This window comes from uncultured Microscilla sp., assembly GCF_947493425.1.
Taxonomy (GTDB): Bacteria; Bacteroidota; Bacteroidia; order Cytophagales; family Microscillaceae; genus Microscilla.
In genome coordinates, this window is sequence record NZ_CANLRP010000059.1 from 21,560 (window position 1) to 42,201 (window position 20,642).

At 39.4% G+C, this 20,642-nt stretch carries 18 protein-coding genes; 15 read left to right on the forward strand and 3 right to left on the reverse strand.

What is annotated here, in order from left to right; all coding sequences use genetic code 11:
- The first annotated feature begins 52 nt into the window (after positions 1 to 52).
- The 4 genes from Q0954_RS16240 (at position 53) to Q0954_RS16255 (ending at position 2,333) form a co-directional block, all read left to right on the forward strand.
- Positions 53 to 295 carry a helix-turn-helix domain-containing protein gene (locus Q0954_RS16240; protein WP_299458546.1) on the forward strand — a complete coding sequence of 81 codons (243 nt, stop codon included), beginning with the start codon at positions 53 to 55 and terminating at the stop codon, positions 293 to 295.
- Positions 267 to 587, forward strand: coding sequence for a HipA N-terminal domain-containing protein (locus tag Q0954_RS16245; RefSeq protein ID WP_299458547.1), 321 nt, complete (start codon positions 267 to 269; stop codon positions 585 to 587). The genes Q0954_RS16240 and Q0954_RS16245 overlap by 29 nt, the downstream gene beginning before the upstream one ends.
- The gene (locus tag Q0954_RS16250; protein WP_299458548.1) at positions 577 to 1,503 is read left to right on the forward strand and encodes a HipA domain-containing protein; all 927 of its coding nucleotides are present in this window, start codon (positions 577 to 579) and stop codon (positions 1,501 to 1,503) included. The genes Q0954_RS16245 and Q0954_RS16250 overlap by 11 nt, the downstream gene beginning before the upstream one ends.
- A 296-nt stretch (positions 1,504 to 1,799) precedes the next feature.
- A complete protein-coding gene (locus Q0954_RS16255; RefSeq protein ID WP_299458549.1) occupies positions 1,800 to 2,333 on the forward strand; it encodes a hypothetical protein in 534 nt (177 codons plus the stop codon).
- A 25-nt stretch (positions 2,334 to 2,358) separates the two neighbouring features.
- On the opposite strand, the gene Q0954_RS16260 is transcribed toward Q0954_RS16255, so the two are convergent.
- Positions 2,359 to 2,868: a DUF6714 family protein gene (locus Q0954_RS16260; protein WP_299458550.1), complete on the reverse strand. Its 510-nt coding sequence runs from the start codon at positions 2,866 to 2,868 to the stop codon at positions 2,359 to 2,361.
- A gap of 68 nt (positions 2,869 to 2,936) precedes the next feature.
- Here Q0954_RS16260 and Q0954_RS16265 point away from each other — a divergent pair, with 68 nt between their 5' ends.
- A complete protein-coding gene (locus tag Q0954_RS16265; RefSeq protein WP_299458551.1) occupies positions 2,937 to 5,264 on the forward strand; it encodes a rhomboid family intramembrane serine protease in 2,328 nt (775 codons plus the stop codon).
- On the opposite strand, the gene Q0954_RS16270 is transcribed toward Q0954_RS16265, so the two are convergent.
- Positions 5,259 to 5,738, reverse strand: a complete 480-nt coding sequence (locus tag Q0954_RS16270; RefSeq protein ID WP_299458552.1) for a GNAT family N-acetyltransferase — start codon at positions 5,736 to 5,738, stop codon at positions 5,259 to 5,261. The two genes, Q0954_RS16265 and Q0954_RS16270, sit on opposite strands and share 6 nt — an antisense overlap.
- Positions 5,739 to 6,232: 494 nt before the next feature.
- Between Q0954_RS16270 and Q0954_RS16275 the strand changes: the two genes are divergently transcribed.
- The 5 genes from Q0954_RS16275 to Q0954_RS16295 all read left to right on the forward strand — a co-directional run bounded on the left by Q0954_RS16275 (position 6,233) and on the right by Q0954_RS16295 (position 12,115).
- On the forward strand, positions 6,233 to 6,640 hold the full coding sequence (locus Q0954_RS16275) for a hypothetical protein (RefSeq protein WP_299458553.1): 408 nt from the start codon (positions 6,233 to 6,235) through the stop codon (positions 6,638 to 6,640).
- Between the two features lie 217 nt (positions 6,641 to 6,857).
- Positions 6,858 to 7,439: a peroxiredoxin gene (locus Q0954_RS16280; protein ID WP_299458554.1), complete on the forward strand. Its 582-nt coding sequence runs from the start codon at positions 6,858 to 6,860 to the stop codon at positions 7,437 to 7,439.
- 417 nt (positions 7,440 to 7,856) lie between these two features.
- Complete coding sequence (locus Q0954_RS16285; RefSeq protein ID WP_299458555.1) at positions 7,857 to 9,131, forward strand: glycosyltransferase N-terminal domain-containing protein; 1,275 nt, start codon at positions 7,857 to 7,859, stop codon at positions 9,129 to 9,131.
- 86 nt (positions 9,132 to 9,217) lie between these two features.
- A complete protein-coding gene (gene rsgA, locus Q0954_RS16290) occupies positions 9,218 to 10,126 on the forward strand; it encodes a ribosome small subunit-dependent GTPase A (RefSeq protein WP_299458556.1) in 909 nt (302 codons plus the stop codon).
- 918 nt (positions 10,127 to 11,044) lie between these two features.
- Positions 11,045 to 12,115, forward strand: coding sequence for a glycosyltransferase family 4 protein (locus tag Q0954_RS16295; protein WP_299458557.1), 1,071 nt, complete (start codon positions 11,045 to 11,047; stop codon positions 12,113 to 12,115).
- On the opposite strand, the gene Q0954_RS16300 is transcribed toward Q0954_RS16295, so the two are convergent.
- Complete coding sequence (locus Q0954_RS16300; RefSeq protein ID WP_299458558.1) at positions 12,082 to 13,410, reverse strand: hypothetical protein; 1,329 nt, start codon at positions 13,408 to 13,410, stop codon at positions 12,082 to 12,084. The genes Q0954_RS16295 and Q0954_RS16300 overlap by 34 nt on opposite strands.
- A 392-nt stretch (positions 13,411 to 13,802) precedes the next feature.
- Between Q0954_RS16300 and truA the strand changes: the two genes are divergently transcribed.
- The 5 genes from truA to Q0954_RS16325 all read left to right on the forward strand — a co-directional run bounded on the left by truA (position 13,803) and on the right by Q0954_RS16325 (position 20,598).
- On the forward strand, positions 13,803 to 14,549 hold the full coding sequence (gene truA / locus Q0954_RS16305; RefSeq protein WP_299458559.1) for a tRNA pseudouridine(38-40) synthase TruA: 747 nt from the start codon (positions 13,803 to 13,805) through the stop codon (positions 14,547 to 14,549).
- A 114-nt stretch (positions 14,550 to 14,663) separates the two neighbouring features.
- Complete coding sequence (locus Q0954_RS16310; protein WP_299458560.1) at positions 14,664 to 16,433, forward strand: ABC transporter ATP-binding protein; 1,770 nt, start codon at positions 14,664 to 14,666, stop codon at positions 16,431 to 16,433.
- Positions 16,434 to 16,616: 183 nt separating this feature from the next.
- Positions 16,617 to 18,083, forward strand: a complete 1,467-nt coding sequence (locus Q0954_RS16315) for a leucine-rich repeat domain-containing protein (RefSeq protein ID WP_299458561.1) — start codon at positions 16,617 to 16,619, stop codon at positions 18,081 to 18,083.
- A gap of 287 nt (positions 18,084 to 18,370) precedes the next feature.
- Positions 18,371 to 19,717 carry a protoporphyrinogen oxidase gene (gene hemG / locus Q0954_RS16320; RefSeq protein WP_299458562.1) on the forward strand — a complete coding sequence of 449 codons (1,347 nt, stop codon included), beginning with the start codon at positions 18,371 to 18,373 and terminating at the stop codon, positions 19,715 to 19,717.
- Positions 19,718 to 19,848: 131 nt separating this feature from the next.
- The gene (locus tag Q0954_RS16325; RefSeq protein ID WP_299458563.1) at positions 19,849 to 20,598 is read left to right on the forward strand and encodes a WG repeat-containing protein; all 750 of its coding nucleotides are present in this window, start codon (positions 19,849 to 19,851) and stop codon (positions 20,596 to 20,598) included.
- Positions 20,599 to 20,642: the final 44 nt, after the last annotated feature.

Consider the following 20,642-nt stretch of genomic DNA (forward strand, 5'->3'; position numbering starts at 1 on the left):
GTTTTACAGTACTTCATTTTGTTTTTGAGTAAAAATATTTATTTTTACTGTTATGGCGGTAAAAAATGAATTACATAGCATTATTCTGTTTCACCGAAAACAAGCCAAGTTGAGCAGAAATCAATTAGCTGAGCTGGCAGGAGTGGGCAAAACGGTAATATATGACTTGGAAAAAGGAAAAAAAACAGTCAAATGGTCAACAATTATAAGTATTCTAGAGACGCTAAATATTAGTATAACATTTCAAAGCCCATTGATGGAAAAATATGAAAAAAGCCTTGGTGAAAATACATAATGTTGAAGCTGGCACGCTTACAGAGTTTACAACTCAACATTATACCTTTCAATACTTAAATGGGTATAAAGGCGCACCAGTATCGCTTACTATGCCCATACAGAACGAAGCTTATGAGTATGCCTCTTTCCCGCCTTTTTTTGAGGGATTATTGCCAGAAGGCATCCAGCTTGCGGGGCTGCTAAAAACGCATAAAATAGATAAACATGATTATTTTGAACAATTGCTTACCACAGGTTCAGATTTAGTAGGGGCTGTTACAGTAGAAAAAATACCTGCCAATGATGCGTAAGTGCCCCATTACATATCAACTGAGCCAAGACAAGTATAGCAAGCCTGGTCTGGCAAAGCTTTCGCCACAACTGTCTGATTTACAGGACTTGCCTTTCACAGCACAAGAACAAAGACAAGAAGCAGCTGCCTTGGCAGCCAAAATGTCGATACAAGGTGTACAGCCAAAATTAAGTGCAAAACTATCTGTTACTAAACAAGCATTTGAGGTAGTAGATAATGGAGGAACGTTTATTATTAAGCCTCAAAACGACCTTTATAAAGAGGTGCCAGAAAATGAAGATGTGACAATGAAAATGGCGCAGGCTTTTGGTATTGAGGTACCACTCACCGGGCTGGTTTACTCAAAAGATGGTAGCTTAAGCTACTTTATCAAGCGGTTTGACAGATACGGACGAAATAAAAAAAATCATCTGGAAGATTTTGCTCAACTCACGGGCAATACGCGCGAGACCAAATATAAATGGTCTATGGAAAAGTTAATCCCTGTGATAGAAAAACATTGTACGTTTCCAGTAATTGAAAAAAGAAAGCTGTTTCGTAGGGTTTTGTTTTGCTTCCTGACTGGTAATGAAGATATGCATCTCAAAAACTTTAGCCTGATCACCCAAGAGGACAAAATAACCTTAAGTCCCGCTTACGATTTGCTTAACTCAACCATTGCTATGGGCACAGCTATAGAGGAAATGGCGCTGCCCCTTGCCGGGAAAAAAAGTAAATTTAAAAAAGAACATTTCTTTGAATACTATGCTCAAGACAAGTTACAGTTAACAAAGAAAACAATCGTAGCAGAGCACCAACACCTGGTAGACAAAAAAAAGGAGCTAGAGCATTGGATTAATATTTCTTTTTTATCTGAAGAAATGAAGGAACAATACCTTCATTTAATGGAAGGTAGGTATAAAAGATTAATTTAAAAGGCTCGCAACAAAACCTACTCTACCCTACTATTTTTCGCCCTGATTTATGTCTTCACAAGTCACCTCACCCACAAGCTTAAAAAACGGCTTATTTTAGGGTTTCGATCGCCCCCGTATCGGGATTTATCAATTGGTGAAGACACGCAACCTCCGAGGACAAGCTCGGAGCAGGTGAGGCGAGGAAGCTACTCTTAAAAAAAAGCTGGGTAGAGTAAACAAAACCGACAGGCAATTGATGTCCTCCTATTTCTATAAAAGTAAGTGTGAACCTTCTTTTGAAAAACAGTATAACTATGTCACAACAAACCCAATTTGAAAATACTTGCCAACAACTGGTAGGCAAAACTCTATGCAAGGTAGAGTACGAGGAAATTGCTTACGATCAGTCAAACCAAATAACTCCTGTTCAACCTTATTACACCACTCATATAGATCAAGTACACTCACTCGACTATGCAGTATGGCTGCATACTACCCAACAAGACAAAATAGAGATTACTTGGGATGCTTCGTTTTATCCTTATGGAATAGGGGTAAAGATCAATCAAGCACCCTCGACTAATGACAGCCAAAAGTGGGAGGTGTCTGCTCATCAACTATGGAAAGGTTGCCTCCATGACACCATCCAACAAGTAAACTTGATTTGGGAACAGGTCAGTGGTATAACATACCCACAAACACTTATTATTACATTTGCCAATGAACAGCAAATACTGATTGGCGCTGCTCAGTTTCTCAATAAATACGACCAAAAAGTATTCGGAATGTCCGATAACCTAATTGTGACTAATGACGTTGCCAGGGCAAAAGCCATTGGTATAGTGTAACCACCTGAAGGCAAGTCTAAGTACATTACTTCAACCTTGCCAGCTTTTCCTCCCAATAACCAATTGCCTTTGCATAAAAGCCTTTTGCAGCTAACTTGGTTTCGTTCAAATATTGTAAAAACTCAATTACAGCTTCTATTTGCATCCGGTTCAGTCGCTGATGTTGTTTTATTTTGTAATCAGCATCTGCCCTACTCAAAGCATCTTCGGCAGACGAGAAAACCATAGAAGCTTTCAAACTTTTATCCTTGATATTGCCCTCGTTCAAGCTCAGGATCATATAAGCTGGCAAGTAATAATGAAAACCAGCTGGCTCTAAAAAAATCAGCGAAGTAGAACATTCGTGCATTTGCTGAGGAGTGAGGTCATAACGATCCAACTCACGGTCAAGTCTTTGTTCTTCTTCGGTAGGGTCGTTGTATTCATCGCGGGCACGCGCCGAATAAATACCAAAGTGATTGTATGGTTTGTTTACTGGGGCAAATGCCTCTTTGATTTGTTGAATCAAAGCAGTATTGGTAGTTCCTTTCTTCATTTTTTAACTGTGACTTTTTAATAAACCAACAAGATTTGTATTTTTAGAGGTACATTTCGCGGCATACTATGAACAATTATAAGATCAAACTCAAATATATTTTACCCACCTTTTTGGTAGTAGTATTTGGTACTACCCTCCTTTATCTACTTTTTAGGTGGTTTTTTACTATCCAAACCCACCTACTTCTAATTAACGAAAACGTACTTGACTTTTGGCTACCTGGTATCCTCCCTTTTATTCCCATCACTATTTGGCTTCGTCCCAAACTGCGTATCTTGAAGCTCAAAGATGAAGACAATCGTTTTTTGTACCAAGTTATTGCCTGGGGTACTGTTACGTGTGTTATGATAACTTCTAATTATTACCTAAAAACTGCTACAGGTAAACTGACTACTGTACAAAATATAGAAAGTCTTACTTTGCCCTACAACCGTTATGTTTCGATACAAAATATAGCATTAAATCAACAACGTAGTAGTTTTCATGTAGATGTGCGCTTAGGCAGTGGCGAAAATCCTGACCTAAATTTCAATGCATATGTTGTCTTTCCTTTTAAAGCGTCTCGTTCCCAAAACAAGTTTAAATATTGGTATGGGTTGCATTTTCAAGACCACATAAATAATGCATCAAGCAGTGTTGCCAAAGAAAAAAAGTACGAAGCATTTGTCCAGAAAATCAACAAAGACCTTCAACAGTACCAATTCTCAAGCCCCCAGTATTATACCGTTTTACAACCCTCTGACGATCAACAATACTTTATAAAAGCCATACAAAAGCTCAAAGTAAAAGCTCCTACTGACAGTTTGGTGATTATTACCCCTGAAAAAGGGCGCTATGCAGAAAGAAGTGGGACTTCGTTGCCTTGGATTTTTGGCTCGTTGGCTATAGGTTTATTAGTATTTATGCTTGCTTTGATTTTTGCCGATTATGACCCCAAGGAGCACCAAAGACAATTGAAAGGAGTACAGGCACAATCAGACGATTTGGTAGAAATGTTAACCTACCTTATTCCAAGAAATGGACATTTTGTAAGTGCTATTCTTATCGACCTTAACCTGTTGGTGTTTTTGGTAATGATATTTTCGGGGGAGCATGTACTATCTCCTTCGGCAAGTGAGCTTATGCCTTGGGGAGCCAATCATCGCCCTAGCGTATTGCAAGGCGAATGGTGGAGACTCATCACCAGTATGTTTGTGCATGGTGGAATCCTGCATCTACTTTTTAACATCTATGGTTTTGTAATAGCGGCTATTTTTATTGAGTCTGTATTTACTCGATTCAATTATTTTTTGCTCTATTTGTTATCAGGCATTGGAGGTAGCCTGGCAAGTATATTTTGGTACGAAAATACGGCAAGTGTGGGCGCCTCCGGAGCCATTTTTGGATTATATGGAGCCCTATTGAGTTTATTACTTACAAATGCTTTCGGGAAATATGAAAGACAAGAAGTATGGCTATTTATAGGACCTTATGCAGGAATTAACCTATTGTTTGGCATGTTTGGTAATATTGACAATGCTGCCCATATTGGAGGACTATTGTCTGGTGCATTTTTTGGTTTAGTGCTGTACAAATTTGGAAATAAAAAAGTATACAAAAAGCCACTGGGAGCATACGCCAAATCACACAAAGGGTTTCGCTTTAAGGGGCACACCTACCTTTATGAAGTACCTGAAGGCATTTGCAAGCTAGTCATTAGTTTAACTCAAGATACAAAATCGACTATCTACCAAGAGTATGTTTATGAGGAAGGAAAACTTATGAAGCATATCGATTATATCAACCACCAAGTATTAAAATGCCTTTATGACCAAGACAAAAACCTCATAGAACAATGCTTTTTAAGTTTTAACAAACAGCCTGATAAAGCGTCACTAGAAGTCTACAAGCGATTTGATTATACAAAAAATAAGCTGATCAAAGAAACCTTCTATTGGGTAGTTGCCCAAACCAAACACTTGCAATATGAAGCCACCAAAACCTATGCAGGTGATTTGCTAATACAAGATGAGTATCATTCTTTAGAAGAAACTTATACAATTACGCAATCCTATGACACTGAGGGTAACCTAAAGGAGGTGTTGTACAATGAAGGGGAGAGAAAACATATTTTAAAATATGACAATGAGGGCTATTTGATTGAGCTTATTGTTCTTGAGCCTAAACAAACCTATAGCAAACAAACCTTTAGCTACCAACAAGGGCGTTTGCACAAAACTATTGAATATTCGTATTTGGCACTTGAAACTATGCAGAACAATGAAGAAGCGGATGCTATTATCGAATATGAATATTGGTATAATGCACAAGGGTTGGTTACCAAAGAAATCATCACAGATGTGTTACACCAGCAAGTATTGAGTGAGTTTGTTTATAATTATGAGCGTTTATAAAACAGCCTGCCTCCTCATCAAAGGCAACACCCTGCCTGGAGGATAAGTGCCTGCTACTTGACCAAAAGTAACAAAGCCCATTTTGGTATAAAAAGGCTCCGCATAAGGATCGGCTTCTACGATAATGTCTTTGGACAGAACAACCACCTGTGCCAAGACTTTGGTAAGCAATGCCTTGCCGTAGCCCTTGCCAATATATGCGGGGTCAAGCCACAAGTGAAGTACCTCATAGTTTTCTGGAGTTTCGCATACAGCACAAAAGCCTATAATCTCGTTGTCCAATACTGCCTTAAGGATGGTACTTTCGTTAAAGTTACTGGGGTGAATGGTCAAGGCTTCACGCCAATGTGTTATCCAGTCATCGGGGTAACCCCAGTGTTTTTTCGAGGCTATGCTTATTTTGTTAAGCATAGGTATGTCCTCAATGATGGCTTCGATAATTTTTAGGTTCATTTGTTTGTCTTGTTTTTGCATAATTGACCATATGCTATCATATAAAAGTAGCCTTGTTCCAGCAAGTGGACACCTAAGAGTTTGCCGCTAATTAATGCATACTAATTTTACAAAACTTTGTTAAAAAACGGTATATTTCTTATCTTAGAAAACCTTTGCATTACTCTACCCAGCTTTTAACTTCGTTGAGCTCAACACAGTAAAGCTGTAGCTTCAGTTTTTAAAAAACATCATCCTTACCTCAGTTGCGTGTTTTCACCAATTAATAAATCCCGTTGGGGCGATCGAAACCCTAAAACAAGTCGTTTTTTGGGCTTGTGGGTGGTTTGATTTAGCTTTGCTGAGCTCCCTATGGTCGGTTGTGAGGACACAAATCAGGGTGAAAAATAGTAGGGTAGAGTACCTTTGCATCACTCAATATATAATAATCCTTTCCAGAACACTCCTCAGAAGTTTATGAATTCTGGTTTCATTCCAAACTAGGCTATTTTTGCAATTTAAATATTTACTACACTATGGTGCTATATCAATCTGATTATAAATCAATCGAACATAAGGCAGAAGATACAATGCTTATTATCCGTTGGAAACCTTCTACAGTTGGCCTCAATGAAGAAATGTTTAAGTCAGAAATTAAAAAATCTTTAGATTTTATTTTAATACATACACCACAAAGAATTTTAATTGACAGCTTTGAATTTAACTTTGTAATAGCACCTGAGGTACAGGAATGGTTTGATAATGAGGTTTTTACAATTTATCCTAAAGCCAATGTCAAACGAAAAGCTTTTCTAATACCAACCAATCTTTTTACTCAGGTATCGCTCCAGCAACATATCAATGATGCCAAGCACCAAACTTTTGAATCTGCTTTTTTTGATTCTGAGGAACAAGCAATAAGTTGGCTCAAACAAGAGGCGTAGCATAACTTAATGAGTCACTAAAAAACATACTGTTTATCCCTAAGTAGCAAATCTCTATCTCCAAATGGATACTTTATTTTTCAACCTTTACTTAAATCATCCAATTGTATTTTTATGATTAAAAACTATCTGTTTGACTAACATTTCTCTGCTTTTATTGTTTACTTGAGAGTACAAAAACAAAAATTGAAACAGACTCTTAAACTAAAACACAATTATGTCATTATTACTTCAAAAAGCCCCTAAATTTACTGCCCCTGCTTTGGTAAACGGTGAAATTGTTCAAGACTTTTCGCTAGAGCAGTACCTTGGCAAACAATACGTAGTGTTGTTTTTTTATCCTAAAGATTTTTCGGGCGTATGTCCTACCGAAATGTGGGCTTTGGAAGAAAGCTTGTCTGCTTTTGCCGAAAAAGAGGCAGCAGTAGTGGCTTGCTCTACCGATACCGAAGAAGTGCACCAGGCTTGGGTAAATACACCTCGTGACAAAAACGGAATTGAAGGGGTTACTTTCCCGATAATAGCTGATACAGCCAAAACCATTGCTTCTAACTTTGGGGTGTTGGGTGGCTATGGCGACCTTGATGACGAAGGTAATGCTACTTTTGTAGGTGCACCTATTGCTTTGCGTGGTACTTATATCATCAACAAAGAAGGCACAGTAATGCATGAGTCGCACAACTTCTTTACGATTGCCCGTAACATACCAAGTGTACTACGCGAACTGGATGCTTTGCGCAACTTTGAGGTAAATGGTGAAATTTGCCTTGCCAACTGGAAAGCTGAAATGGCGGTTTAACCATTTGGTCAAGTATATCAAACATCGGATAGGTGGCATTGTTTGCTTATCCGATGTTTTTGTTGTATCAAACTCTCTCTCTTGTTGTTTTCTCTTCTTTTCTTTGCATTCCTTTTTTTAAGGGTCAAAACACCTACCCAAATTTGAAACCCCAAACTTAAGTGACATATTTGCAAGTTGATACGCAAATTCACCTCTTAGGAATGGTGAAAAAATAAATTTCTATAGTTTACAAAATATTTTGAAGCTAGACGCGGTACGGCAATATCCAGTGGATGTTGAGCGAGCTTGAGGGATGGTCGGCTAATAGCATCGCTATTCGGCTATTTTTTAACAAAGTATAGCCTCAAAAGATGAGGTTAAGAATGCGTATTTATTTTGGTACCATTCCTTAGGTACGTTGGACTTTTCGAATTTATGTTATTTTTATACAATTTAGGGATACGTTTTTACTCGTTTGCCGTTTGGGTTGCTTCTTTTTTTAACCCCAAGGCAAAGCTGTGGCTTGAGGGCAGAAAAAAACTTTTTGCCCGATTAAATACCGCTTTTCAGGGCAACACCGATCCGGTGATATGGTTTCATACCTCGTCGTTGGGCGAATTTGAGCAAGGGCGCCCTGTGATAGAACACATCAAGGCAAACCATCCTGAACTCAAGGTTCTTATTACTTTTTTTTCACCTTCAGGCTACGAAATACGCCACGACTACGACCAAGCCGACTATGTCTTTTACTTGCCTTTGGACACCCGCCGCAACGCTCAAAAGTTTTTGAGCATTGTACGCCCCCAAGCCGTCTTTTTTGTCAAATATGAGTTTTGGTACCACTTTCTGAACGAGACCCAAAAAACCAATGTACCCATGCTCTTGTTTTCGTCTATTTTCAGAAAGCAACAGTTTTTCTTTAAATCTTACGGGCGCTTTTTTCGCAAAGTACTTCGCAACTATACCCACATTTTTGTACAAAACCAGGCATCGGTAGATTTGCTCCAAAGCATTCAAGTACAAAATGTAAGCATTGCTGGTGATACTCGTTTTGACCGGGTAAAAGCCATTGCCGATCAACAAGAACAGTTTCCCATTGTAGAAACTTTTGTAAATGCCCAACTCACTTTGGTAGTAGGTAGCAGTTGGTGGCGCGATTTAGTGGTGTTAATCCCTTTTCTGAATGACTTTGGGGCGCCCATCAAAACCATTATTGCCCCACATGAAATCAACGACCAGGAAATAGAACGTTTGCAGGACACGCTCAATAAAAAAAGTGTCAGGTATACCCATTTTCAGGATCAACCACTGGATGACGAAGCTGTACAACAAGCCCTCCGCGAAAGTGATGTACTCATATTGGACACTATAGGCATGCTTGCCGGGCTGTATCAATATGCTGATTTTGCCTACATTGGGGGGGCTTTTGGCGAGGGATTACACAACACGCTAGAGCCTGCAGTGTTTGACACTCCGGTACTTTTTGGCAAAGAATATGACAAATACCAGGAAGCAGTTGATATGGTAAACTTGGGGGGGGCTTTTTCAATCAACAATGCCGAGGAGCTGAGTCAAGTAATGAATGACTTGTATTTTGACGAAGAAAAACGTGCCAAAGCAGCCAAGGTGTGTACCGAGTATGTACTGGCAAACTTGGGTAGCTCCGATAAGATATATCGGTACTTTATAGAGAAGATTTATAAGAAATAGCTTTTTAGTCAATAGTCAGCGGTTGGTTGAATACCATGGACTATCGCCTAACTAAAAAACAAAAAAATATGCCAAATGGACTTGTCATGCGATCAACTGGATCGTGGTATGATGTACGCTCAGAATCAGGAGAGATTATCAAGTGCCGCCTCCGAGGGAAGTTTAAAATAAAAGGGCTCAAGGTGAGCAACCCACTGGCGGTGGGCGACTGGGTGGTGTATGAAATGGAAGATGCTGGCGAAGGTACAGGGGTGATTACCAAAATAGAGACCAGAGAAAACTACATTATTCGCCAATCAGTACACAAAACCGGACACGGACACATTATAGCTGCCAACCTCGACCAGGCGATCTTGATTGCTACGTTGGCTTACCCCAAAACGTCGCTGGGTTTTATAGATCGCTTTTTGGTCAGTGCAGAATCATTTCGTATTCCCACTAAAATAATTTTCAATAAGGTAGATTTACTCGATGAGGCAATGTTGGAAGAGTACGCCTACCTCAAGGCGGTATATGAGCCTTTGGGCTACGAGTGTTTTTTGACCTCGGCAACCGAGGGACAGGGAATGGAAGAGTTTAAAAGCCTGTTACACAACCAAAAATCGCTGCTTTCGGGGCATTCGGGCGTGGGCAAGTCTACCTTGGTCAATGCCATTGCGCCTGAGCTGGACATCAGGACGTCTGAGATTTCTGACTTTTCGCACAAAGGAGTACACACCACTACTTTTGCTGAAATGCACGAAATTTTCCCCGATAGTTTTATCATTGACACACCAGGTATCCGCGAATTAGGCTTGCTTAATATTAAACCCCAGGAATTGGGGCATTACTTTCCCGAAATGAGGGCTTTGTTGAATGAATGTAAATTTAATGATTGTATCCACGTAAACGAACCTCAATGTGCAGTGATGGCAGCAGTAGAAGAGGGCTTGATTGCCCCTGATCGTTATGAGAGTTATTTGAGTATGCTTGCCAATAATGACAATAGGCGGTAGGTTTTTAATTACGAATTACGAGTTGAACAATTACGAATTGATTAATTACGAATGAGCGCGAAGCGAGGCTAAAGCTCATCGTAGTTTAAGAAAAAGCTAAGGCCTCAATACAAACAGCTAAACAATTACGAATTACGAATGGATCAATTACGAATGGGCGCAAAGCGACGCTGAAATTACGGGTTACCAATTTCTAACAAATTCGCAAATATGATAATTCAAAGCTAAAGGCTAAAAGCCAATCGTAGTTTAAGAAAAAGCTAAGGCCTCAATACAAACAATTACGAATTACGAATGGATCAATTACGAATGGGCGCAAAGCGCAGCTAAAACTATGGGTTACCGATTCCTAACAAATTCGCAAATATGATAATTCAAAACTAAAGGCTAAAAGCCAATCGTAGTTTAAGAAAAAGCTAAGGCCTCAATACAAACAGTTAAACAATTACGAATTACGAATGGATCAATTACGAATTGGCGCGAAGCGCAGCTAAAACTATGGGTTACCGATTCCTAACAAATTCGCAAATATGATAATTTAAAGCTAAAGGCTAAAAGCTCATCGTAGCTCAATAAAAACCTAAAAGCTAAAAGCCAATCGTAGCTCAATAAAAAGCTAAAGGCTAAAAGCCAATCGTAGCTCAATAAAAAGCTAAAGGCTAAGGGCTCTATACAAACAGTCAAAAAAAGGCTAAAAGCTAAAGCTACACAGAGAACAAAAAGGCTAAAAGCTCAATACAAACAGTCAAAAAAAACCTAAAGGCTAAAGCTCATCGTAGCTCAATAAAAAGCTAAAGGCTAAAGCTTATCGTAGCTCAATAAAAAGCTAAAAGCTCCCTACAAACAGCCAAACAAAAGCTAAAGGCTAAAAACAGCACAAGAAAAAGCTAAAAGCGCCAGAAAAAGAAAAAACTACTCATGAAAAAAATTCTCTTTATTTACCCCTATCCTGCTGGAGTAGCTCCCTCGCAACGCTTTAGATTTGAACAATATATAGACGATTTGCCAAAAGAAGAGTTTACTATTCGCAAGGCGGCTTTTATGGATGCCAAAACCTGGGCTATTTTGTACAAACCAAGCAACCATTTTCGTAAGGTGTGGGGCATTTTGTGGGGGTTTGTCAAACGTTGGGGGTTGATGTTTACTTTGGGTAAGTACCACTTTGTATTTATTCATCGCGAAGCAGCCCCCATAGGCTACCCATTGTTTGAGTGGATCATAGCCAAGGTTTGGCGCAAGAAAATTATTTACGATTTTGACGATGCGATATGGTTGCCCAATACATCAGCTCAAAATGCGTTGGTGGCGAAAATCAAATTTCATCAAAAAACTGCCCTTATCTGCCAATGGGCGCATAAGGTAAGCGTGGGCAACGAGTATTTGGGCGACTATGCCCGTCAGTTTAATTCCAACGTGGTATACAACCCTACCACTATTGATACACAACACCTGCACAACCGCACTAAAGATCAAACCCAAGAAAAATTGGTAATAGGCTGGACAGGTAGCCACTCTACTTTGCCTTACCTGAAGGAGCTCGAACCCATTATTAGCGACTTAGAAACCCACTACGAATTTGAGTTTTGGGTAATTGCCAACCAAGCACCCGCTCTAGATCTGAAATCATTGGTGTATGTACCCTGGAATAAGGCAACCGAAATAGATGATTTGCTTCACTTTAATATTGGCGTAATGCCGCTCACTAACGACCAGTGGGCAAAGGGCAAATGTGGATTCAAGGCGTTGCAATATATGGCGTTGGGTATTCCGCCTTTGGTAAGCCCGGTAGGGGTAAATATAAGCATTGTGCAAAACGGTGTCAATGGTTTTGTGTGCGATTCGCCCCAGGAATGGCAAAAAGCATTGGAAAAACTATTGAAATCGAGTGAGCTGCGAACTACACTGGGGCAAGCTGCCCGCCATACTGTAGAGCGTCACTATTCGGTCAAGTCTAATCAAAATAATTTTCGGTTGTTCTTTAGCTTATAGCGCAGCACATACAATGAAGCAAGGTAAAAAGGCATAAATGGGATTTTGTAGCGTACTACCGTACCAAAATTGTTGGACGAAATGGCTGAGGCAAAAGCAAGTACCAATGTAAAGGCCAATGAAAACACTAGTACTGGGTGTGCTACAAAAGTATTCACAAGACGCCCTAGGTTCACCGAAAGTAATACCTTAAAGGTAAGTAATAAAAAAAAGAGGGATTCTAATGCAGAAAGTAACATAAAAGGGTTGCGTGCTTCCCACAAGTAAGGCCGAAACAAAGCCAACCAAACCGCTTGCGGAAATTTAATTAACATGTTGCCGATAGTACCGTCCAGCTCTCCTAAACTATACCCTGACCCTCCCTGTTGCTCAGACACATAACCCAGCCAATCGGCGTTGATCTTGGTATTTTTTGCTACTTGGTCTAGGTTATACTGGCTTTGTTCGCCAGTGATTTGGGTAACAGCAAGCAATCCCATTGGAAGGGCTATACTCATCAATATAGGTAACATAATGATACGCAAAGGACGCGATTTGATGCGGTTGCGGTATTGCAAAAACAACCACAACAAAGCCGAGGGTAAAAAGATAAGCAACACGTATTGTTTGATAGCATTGCTTACCCAGGCACCCAATAATAGTAATAAAACATTTTGGAGCATTTTTCGGCGCAAGATAATGCCAAAGTAAAAGCCGTAAAACATCCAACCCAAGGCCCCTATAGTAATGGTATCTTTGAGCAAACCCGACCCCCAAAAAATAACCGAAGGGATAAAAAATATGGCCACAGCGAGTGGCCTGAGCAATTGAGGAAACAGGTGGTACCATACCCGAAACATGCACCATATACCAGTAAAACTCACAATGGCAAAAAACACGGCATTGATAGTATAGGTATGAAAAGAGAAAATATCGAAAAAGGCAGATATGCGCAATACCGCAAACGAATGGGAGTCTATGTAATAATAAATGCGGTTGACATATTGAAATAACTCAGGGGAGCTGTCACCGGCTTTGGTAAAAAACATGAGGCGTAAGCCCATAGAAGGTGAGTCGAGCAAGGTACGCCATATAATGCCTCCATCGCTAAAAAACAGGTTGGTATCGCCCCCGTAGTAGGTATTATAAATGATACCCAAGGCAATGGCACCAAAAATTTTCAACCATATCCCCCACATAAAATACCTCCTGATGTTTCTATCTTTGATACTACTTTTGATGCCCAAAGTAACCAATAGAATAAAACTCAGGTAGATAGGTGTTAGTAATAGGTCTTGAATACTTAAACTCCCCAATTGCCTTTTATTTTTGTTGATTTGTATATAAAACGCAATTTACTAATTTATTTTCAGGCAATCATCGCAGTTTTTTTAACTTTGTTAATTATAAGTAGCTACAAGTATATTTAAGTTGCTGGCAATAAGATGATTATACTATAAGAGTACCCTAAACCCTTTCATAAAAAAATTACTGCTTTTGATACAACAGGTAGGAAACACCTCAAAAGGTAGTATTGATTGTGTTAAAGTATAATTTTGCCTGTATAAGAACTAAAACAGCGTTAAATATAATAAATAAGTAGGTGTAATCAGCTTACTATGAGTGAGTTAGTGCTATTTGTGGCTAACCACTTGCTGCTACTTAACTTAAGCTAAAAAATGGTTGACTTGCTAATTTTTAACATTCATTGAGATACTTTCTGGAACTTGCCTATAGTGGCACCCAATACCATGGCTGGCAAATTCAAAAAAACGCCCATTCGGTGCAAGCCGAAATTCAAAATGCCCTAAGCGTATTGTTAAGAAAACCCACTGATATTTTAGGCAGTGGGCGCACTGATGCGGGAGTACATGCCATTCAGCAATACGCCCACTTCGACACCGAACAAACGCTTGATGGAGAGGTTTTCGCCAAAAAAATGAACGGCATACTACCCGAAGACATTTCTATCAAACGAGTGATCAAAGTACACGAAGAAGCGCACACCCGTTTTGATGCTACTCAAAGGCATTATATGTACCGCATCAATCAGGAAAAAACACCTTTTCTGAAAGGGGTAAGCTATTACAACTTCCACCGCTTTGATGTAGACTTGATGAACAAAGCTGCCCAAATCATGTTAAAGCATGAAGACTTTCAGTGCTTTAGCAAAGTACACACAGATGTAAACCACTATCTTTGCAATATTCAGCAAGCTTATTGGCAAAAAGAAACTTCCTACAACGTAAATTTGTTAGTGTTTTATATTCAGGCAAACCGCTTTTTGCGAGGAATGGTAAGGGCAATTACAGGTACTATGCTCAATGTAGGTTCGGGCAAAATAACGCTTGAAGAGTTTGAACAAATTATATTAAACAAAGACCGTAAACAGGCGGGTTGGTCGGTACCAGCTCAAGGTTTGTTTTTGGCAAAAGTAGCGTACCCTTATATTTAAATCAATTGCTCTCTATTTTCGGCAATTCATAAAAATAATTGGTGAACACGAATCCGCAAAAAACAGAATGTCGGGCATAGTTCTCAACAATTTAACAAGCATTGAATAAATAAAATGGCAGACAAAGAAAAAGCAGAGTCAAAAAAAATATTGGATTGGAAAACATTCAGACGACTTTTTGATTTTATTGGGGCGTATAAAAAATATTTTTACTTATTAATCTTCCTTACTGTACTTACGGCAGTATTTGGTCCATCCCGACCATTGCTCATTCAGTTTGCAGTAGACAACTACATAGTAACAGGCGACTACCCTGGCTTGGTAAATATCTCTATACTCATGGTAGTCATTCTTACGTTTGAGGCATTTTTGATGTACGCCCACACTTACCTGTCCAACTGGCTGGGACAAACGGTAATCAAAGACATTAGGGTGCAACTTTACCAACATATTTTACGCTTGCGCTTAAAGTTTTATGACAATACCCCCATTGGGCGTTTGGTTACCCGCAACGTATCAGATATTGAAACTCTTTCTAATGTATTCTCGCAGGGTATTGCCTCGCTGCTTGCCGATGTACTACTCATTTTTGCTATTTTAGGGGTCATGTTTTATACCCACTGGCAGCTTACTTTGGTAAGTTTGTCTTTGTTGCCTTTGTTGCTACTGAGTACCTATATTTTCAAAGAAAAAATTAAAGTGGCCTTTGACCAGGTACGCGCGGCAGTGTCTAACCTCAACTCGTTTGTACAAGAGCATATTACAGGTATGAGTGTGGTACAAATATTTGGCAGTGAAGCCAACGAAAGCAAAAAGTTTAAAGAAATTAACCGCGAACACCGCAAAGCCCATCTCAAGTCGGTGTTATACTATAGCATCTACTTTCCAGTGGCAGAAATCATCTCGGCTGGAGGCACCGGGTTATTGGTTTGGTATGGAGCGCGTGGAGTACTGCACGAAGAGGTGTCTTTGGGTGTTTTGATAGCCTTTATCATGTATATCAACTTATTTTTCCGGCCTATACGTATGCTTGCCGACCGTTTCAATACTTTGCAAATGGGTATTGTAAGTATGCACCGTATTTTGACCCTGCTCGACGATAAAGACCACATTCCTAATGAAGGCGATTACGCCCCTGAGCATATCAAGGGAGATATTAGCTTCGACAAGGTATGGTTTGCCTACAAAGACGAAGATTATGTATTGAAAAACATTTCGTTTGAGGTAAAAGAAGGAGAAACCGTGGCTTTGGTAGGTGCTACAGGCGCGGGTAAATCTTCTATTATCAACTTGTTGAGTCGTTTTTACGAAATCAACAAGGGCACTATTTCGCTTGACGGTCACGATGTAAACGACTATGACCTGGCACATTTGCGCACTAAAATTGGCGTTGTGTTGCAAGATGTATTCTTGTTTTCTAACTCTATCAAAGAAAATATTGTGCTGGGCAACACCCACATTACCCGCGACCAACTGTTGGCTTCTGCCGAATTAGTAGGTGCACGCAGGTTTATCGAAAAGCTTCCCGAAGGGTTTGAATACAACGTAATGGAGCGAGGCTCTACGCTTTCGGTAGGACAACGCCAGCTTATTTCTTTTGTAAGAGCTATGGTGTATGATCCTAAAATTATTGTATTAGACGAGGCTACGTCGTCGGTTGACACTGAAACCGAAGAGTTGATTCAAAGTGCGATTGAAAAACTTATGAAGGGGCGTACCTCTATAGTGATTGCCCACCGATTGTCTACCATTCAAAAGGCTGATAAAATTATTGTTTTAGACAAAGGCGAAATAAAAGAACAAGGGACTCATACCGAACTACTGGCGAAAAATGGCTGGTATGCCCAATTGCACAAGATGCAATATAAAGAGGTGGCAGAATAGCATTTAAGTGGCTTTATGGTTTGTCAGGCAATTCTAAGACAAGGGAGCACACTGCCAATAAAGAGTCGTTATAAAGCAAGATTTATGACTAAATAAAATAAAAAAAACTCTCCTTGGTGTTAACCTTTTATTATATTGGACAATAAACAATTGTACCTAAACCTATTAAATATTAACACCCAAATGAAGTTAATCAGAAAATTCACATTATCACTGGCATTCATTGCTGGAACTATACTATTTACCTCTTGTGGTGGTGGTAGCAAAGCTACTGACGAAAACACCGATAATACAGAAAATGCGGACGTAAAAGAAGAAGCCTGGAATATACCACTTATTTCGGATGCAGATTTGCGCAAAGCAAAAAAATATGAATCAATAGAAGAAGCTTTAGCAGAACCTGACAAGGTATATCACTTGAGCTTGCGCGAAAAAAAGCTATCTGCACTGCCCGAAGAACTCTTCAAACTCAAGCACTTGCAAAGACTTGACTTGGCTTTTAACCGCGACATGACCAGTCTTGATCCTCGCATTGGCAAACTAAAAAACCTACAATATATTTCGCTGCATAGTTGCAAGCTTACCTCGTTGCCCAAAGAGATAGGTTCATTGCCTAACCTCGAAGTACTCATAGTAGAAAGCAATAAGTTGGCGTCTATACCTGCCGAAATTGGTCAGCTACCTAAGATCAAGGAATTGAAACTGAGCTATAATGAGTTATCGGCAGTGCCTGAAGAGCTTTATAACCTGGCTAGTTTAGAAAACTTGTACTTGCACCGCAACGACATTACCAACTTGTCGGACAAGGTAGGACAGTTGACTAACCTAAAAAACATGACTTTAGCGAGCAATCAAATATCGAGTGTGCCTGCAAGTATCAAAAACCTGAAAAACTTGCGCTACCTTACCCTAAGCGACAACAAACTGACTGCTTTGCCCGAAGAATTGGGCGAGTTAAACAAGTTGAGCATGTTGTATTTGGGTAAAAATACCGGATTGCAAAAACTACCAGAAAGTACTACCAAACTAGAGAAATTGTATGACTTGCAATTGAACGGCTGTACTAACCTTGACCTTGAAGATACTTTTAACAAACTGGCAAACTTGCCTAAGCTGCAAAAAATATGGATGCAAAAGCTAGGCAAACCGTTAAAGTTTCCTAAAAACGTAAAGAATCTGGCAAGCGTAAAAGCATTGTTTTTAGATAACAACGAATATGAGCAAGGTGAATTAAGCCGCACTTTTGATTTAATTTCGGCTATGCCTGAACTAAGAACGTTGAACATCTCGAACAGTAAAATTACCAAAATACCAGGCAATGTATCGAAACTTAAAAACCTGGAGTACCTTTATATGTATGGCAACGATCTTACTGCTTTGCCCGCTGCTATTGGGCAATTAACCAAGTTGAAGTCTTTGTCGGTATCGTCTAACAAAAACTTCAAAACATTGCCTCCTACTATAGGTGCTTTACGCAACCTTGATCGCCTGGAATTGAGCTACACAGCCATTACCAATTTGCCAGCTGCAATCAATGGTATGAAGCAATTGAAGTTTATCAAGATAAGAAAAACCAATATGAGCCAGGCTACTGCCGATCAGTTGACAAAAGCATTGCCAGACACAAAAATTGATTACGCAAAAAAATAATTAAATTAATAAACAACTATTGTTGCTAATCGTACTCAAAGCCATTATTCTTGTAAGAATAGTGGCTTTTTTTCATTCAATATGTTAAGTCAGCATCTAAAAAAACATCGCAATACATGACAAATGGCACCACCAAAAACTTGAGTTTTGGATATTTTACTTCCATTTTTGTAAAATGAGCTGGTTCGAAGTTGTAAATTCGTTCCACTATTGGCTTTAACACATAGTTAGCTACAAATCAAATAGTTATATTCCTTCAATACTATTTCAACTTAACACATAATACTATGATAGGGATCATTGGCGCGGGCATATCGGGATTAAGTTTGGCATTTTATTTACAAAAGCTCAGCATACCTTACATTTTACTGGAAGCTTCGGAACAAGCAGGTGGCTACATACGCAGTATGCAGGAAAACTCTATAAATCGTAAGAGCTATATATTAGAGCTGGGTCCAAACTCTATTATGCTTGACAGCGAACTCAAGGAGTTTATCAGCGAAATAGGCTTGCAAGATGAGCTATTGCCCAGTAATGATGTAAGCCAAAATCGTTATATTTTTAGGGCGGGTAAATACCGTAAACTCCCTTCAAAACCTTTACAATTGCTATTCAACAGCTTTTTTAGTTTTTCGAGCAAAGTAGCTGTTTTCAAAGAACGCAACAAACCGAAGCAAACGATTGAAAACGAAACCCTGACTCATTTTTTTGAGCGACGTTTCTCCAGAGAAATTGTAGACTACGCCCTCAACCCTTTTGTGGCGGGTATTTATGCGGGTGATCCCGATCAACTGTTGGTAGCCAAGGCTTTTCCCCAGTTATACAATTATGAGCAACAACATGGCTCAGTGCTTAAGGGCTTTATTAAAAATAAAGGTGCTGAACGACGCAAGCCCTATAGTTTTAAAAAAGGCATGCAAACATTGCCAGAGGGCATTGCTCAACAGCTTACCCACCTCAAACTAGGGAAAACCATCAACAATATTCAAAAAAACAACAATGGCTTTGTGCTCTACACCAATGAAGGACAAACCTATGATGTAAAACAGTTGGTGATTGCTACCTCTGCTCCTGCGGCTCAGTCTTTTCTTAGCGACACTTACCCTGAGTTTAGTCAGGCTTTGGGCAAAATATATTATCCCCCTCTCACTGCCGTACACTCGGCTTATAAACGCCACGAGGTAAAACACCTTTTGAACGGTTTTGGTGGGTTAAACCCTAAAATAGAAGGTTTGTATACCAGTGGTAGTATTTGGTCGAGCTCGGTGTTTCCAGGGCGTTGTCCTGATGAAGAAGTACTCTTTACAACTTTTGTGGGGGGGAGTCAATTGCCCCAAAATACTACTCAATCAGAACAAATCACCTTGGGTAAAGTACACCAGGAACTCTCAGAAAATTACCAGATTACCAACAGCCCTATTTACCGCAACATGCACAAATGGGATAAAGCCTTGCCTCAGTACGACGTCAACATACTAGAGGCGCATCATATTGCCGAACAGTTAGAAAACGAACAAGTATTTGTATGTGCCAATTGGAAGGACGGGGTGTCGTTGCCTGATTGTATCAAAAAAGGGAAGCAACTTGCCGAACAGCTTGCGAAAGTATATGCACCTGGGGTTGCTAATGGGTAGGCAGTTGGTCAGTGATTGATCACTGGGTTGATAATTCTATTCTATTGCCTTGTGGTTTATCAGGCGATATTAGAGGCCACAGAAGCTCCCAAAATAACAAAAACAATTGATGAAATAAATCTCATTACTCAATGAAATATTTGCTATTTACTTTTTCTATTATATCACTAATCAATCATTCAATACAAGCGCAGACTAAACCTGTGAAGTGGTTGATAAAGCCTACCCATGAGTATATAGAACCTTTTTCAGAAGGGCGTGCTGGAGTAAGGCAAGGGGTAAAGTGGGGGTTTATCGACAACACTGGAAAGTTGATTATTCCTTACAAATATAAAGGCTCATACTATTTCAGAGGAGGGTTTGTGGCTGTGAAAAAAGAGAAGAAATGGGGTTTTATTGATAAAAATGGGACATTGATCAGCCCATTCGTATACGATAAAGTATGGAATTTTTCTGAAGGAATGGCAAGCGTAAAAAAAAATGACAAATATGGTTTCATCGATAAAACAGGGAAACTTGTGATCCCTTGCCAATATGCTGATGCTGATAGTTTCTCAGAAGGGCGGGCAAAAGTACGCATAGATAGATATTATGGTTTTATTGATAAAAAAGGAAAACTTGTAATTCCTTATCAATACGAGCGTTCTTGGGGATTCAAAGAAGGGCTTGCTGGTGTAGAAAAAAATGACAAATACGGTTTTGTCGATAAAACAGGGAAAGTAGTCATTCCTTATCAATACAACTCTGGCTTTTATTTTTCAGATGGTATGTGTATGGTAAGAAAAAACGATCAGTATGGCTTTATTGATAAAACTGGGAAAATAGTAGTTTGGCTTAAACCTAATCATCTGAAAACTCTACAGATTAGGAAAGAGTTATAAATGTTTTAAATTTAGGGTCAAAAATGCCTAGTTTACCTGCTTAT

Coding starts and splice junctions, on each gene's coding strand:
- Q0954_RS16240 (WP_299458546.1), top strand. CDS start 53: ATGGCGGTAAAAAATGAATTACATAGCATTATTCTGTTTCACCGAAAA.
- Q0954_RS16245 (WP_299458547.1), top strand. CDS start 267: ATGAAAAAAGCCTTGGTGAAAATACATAATGTTGAAGCTGGCACGCTT.
- Q0954_RS16250 (WP_299458548.1), top strand. CDS start 577: ATGATGCGTAAGTGCCCCATTACATATCAACTGAGCCAAGACAAGTAT.
- Q0954_RS16255 (WP_299458549.1), top strand. CDS start 1,800: ATGTCACAACAAACCCAATTTGAAAATACTTGCCAACAACTGGTAGGC.
- Q0954_RS16260 (WP_299458550.1), bottom strand. CDS start 2,868: ATGAAGAAAGGAACTACCAATACTGCTTTGATTCAACAAATCAAAGAG.
- Q0954_RS16265 (WP_299458551.1), top strand. CDS start 2,937: ATGAACAATTATAAGATCAAACTCAAATATATTTTACCCACCTTTTTG.
- Q0954_RS16270 (WP_299458552.1), bottom strand. CDS start 5,738: ATGCAAAAACAAGACAAACAAATGAACCTAAAAATTATCGAAGCCATC.
- Q0954_RS16275 (WP_299458553.1), top strand. CDS start 6,233: ATGGTGCTATATCAATCTGATTATAAATCAATCGAACATAAGGCAGAA.
- Q0954_RS16280 (WP_299458554.1), top strand. CDS start 6,858: ATGTCATTATTACTTCAAAAAGCCCCTAAATTTACTGCCCCTGCTTTG.
- Q0954_RS16285 (WP_299458555.1), top strand. CDS start 7,857: ATGTTATTTTTATACAATTTAGGGATACGTTTTTACTCGTTTGCCGTT.
- rsgA (WP_299458556.1), top strand. CDS start 9,218: ATGCGATCAACTGGATCGTGGTATGATGTACGCTCAGAATCAGGAGAG.
- Q0954_RS16295 (WP_299458557.1), top strand. CDS start 11,045: ATGAAAAAAATTCTCTTTATTTACCCCTATCCTGCTGGAGTAGCTCCC.
- Q0954_RS16310 (WP_299458560.1), top strand. CDS start 14,664: ATGGCAGACAAAGAAAAAGCAGAGTCAAAAAAAATATTGGATTGGAAA.
- Q0954_RS16315 (WP_299458561.1), top strand. CDS start 16,617: ATGAAGTTAATCAGAAAATTCACATTATCACTGGCATTCATTGCTGGA.
- hemG (WP_299458562.1), top strand. CDS start 18,371: ATGATAGGGATCATTGGCGCGGGCATATCGGGATTAAGTTTGGCATTT.
- Q0954_RS16325 (WP_299458563.1), top strand. CDS start 19,849: ATGAAATATTTGCTATTTACTTTTTCTATTATATCACTAATCAATCAT.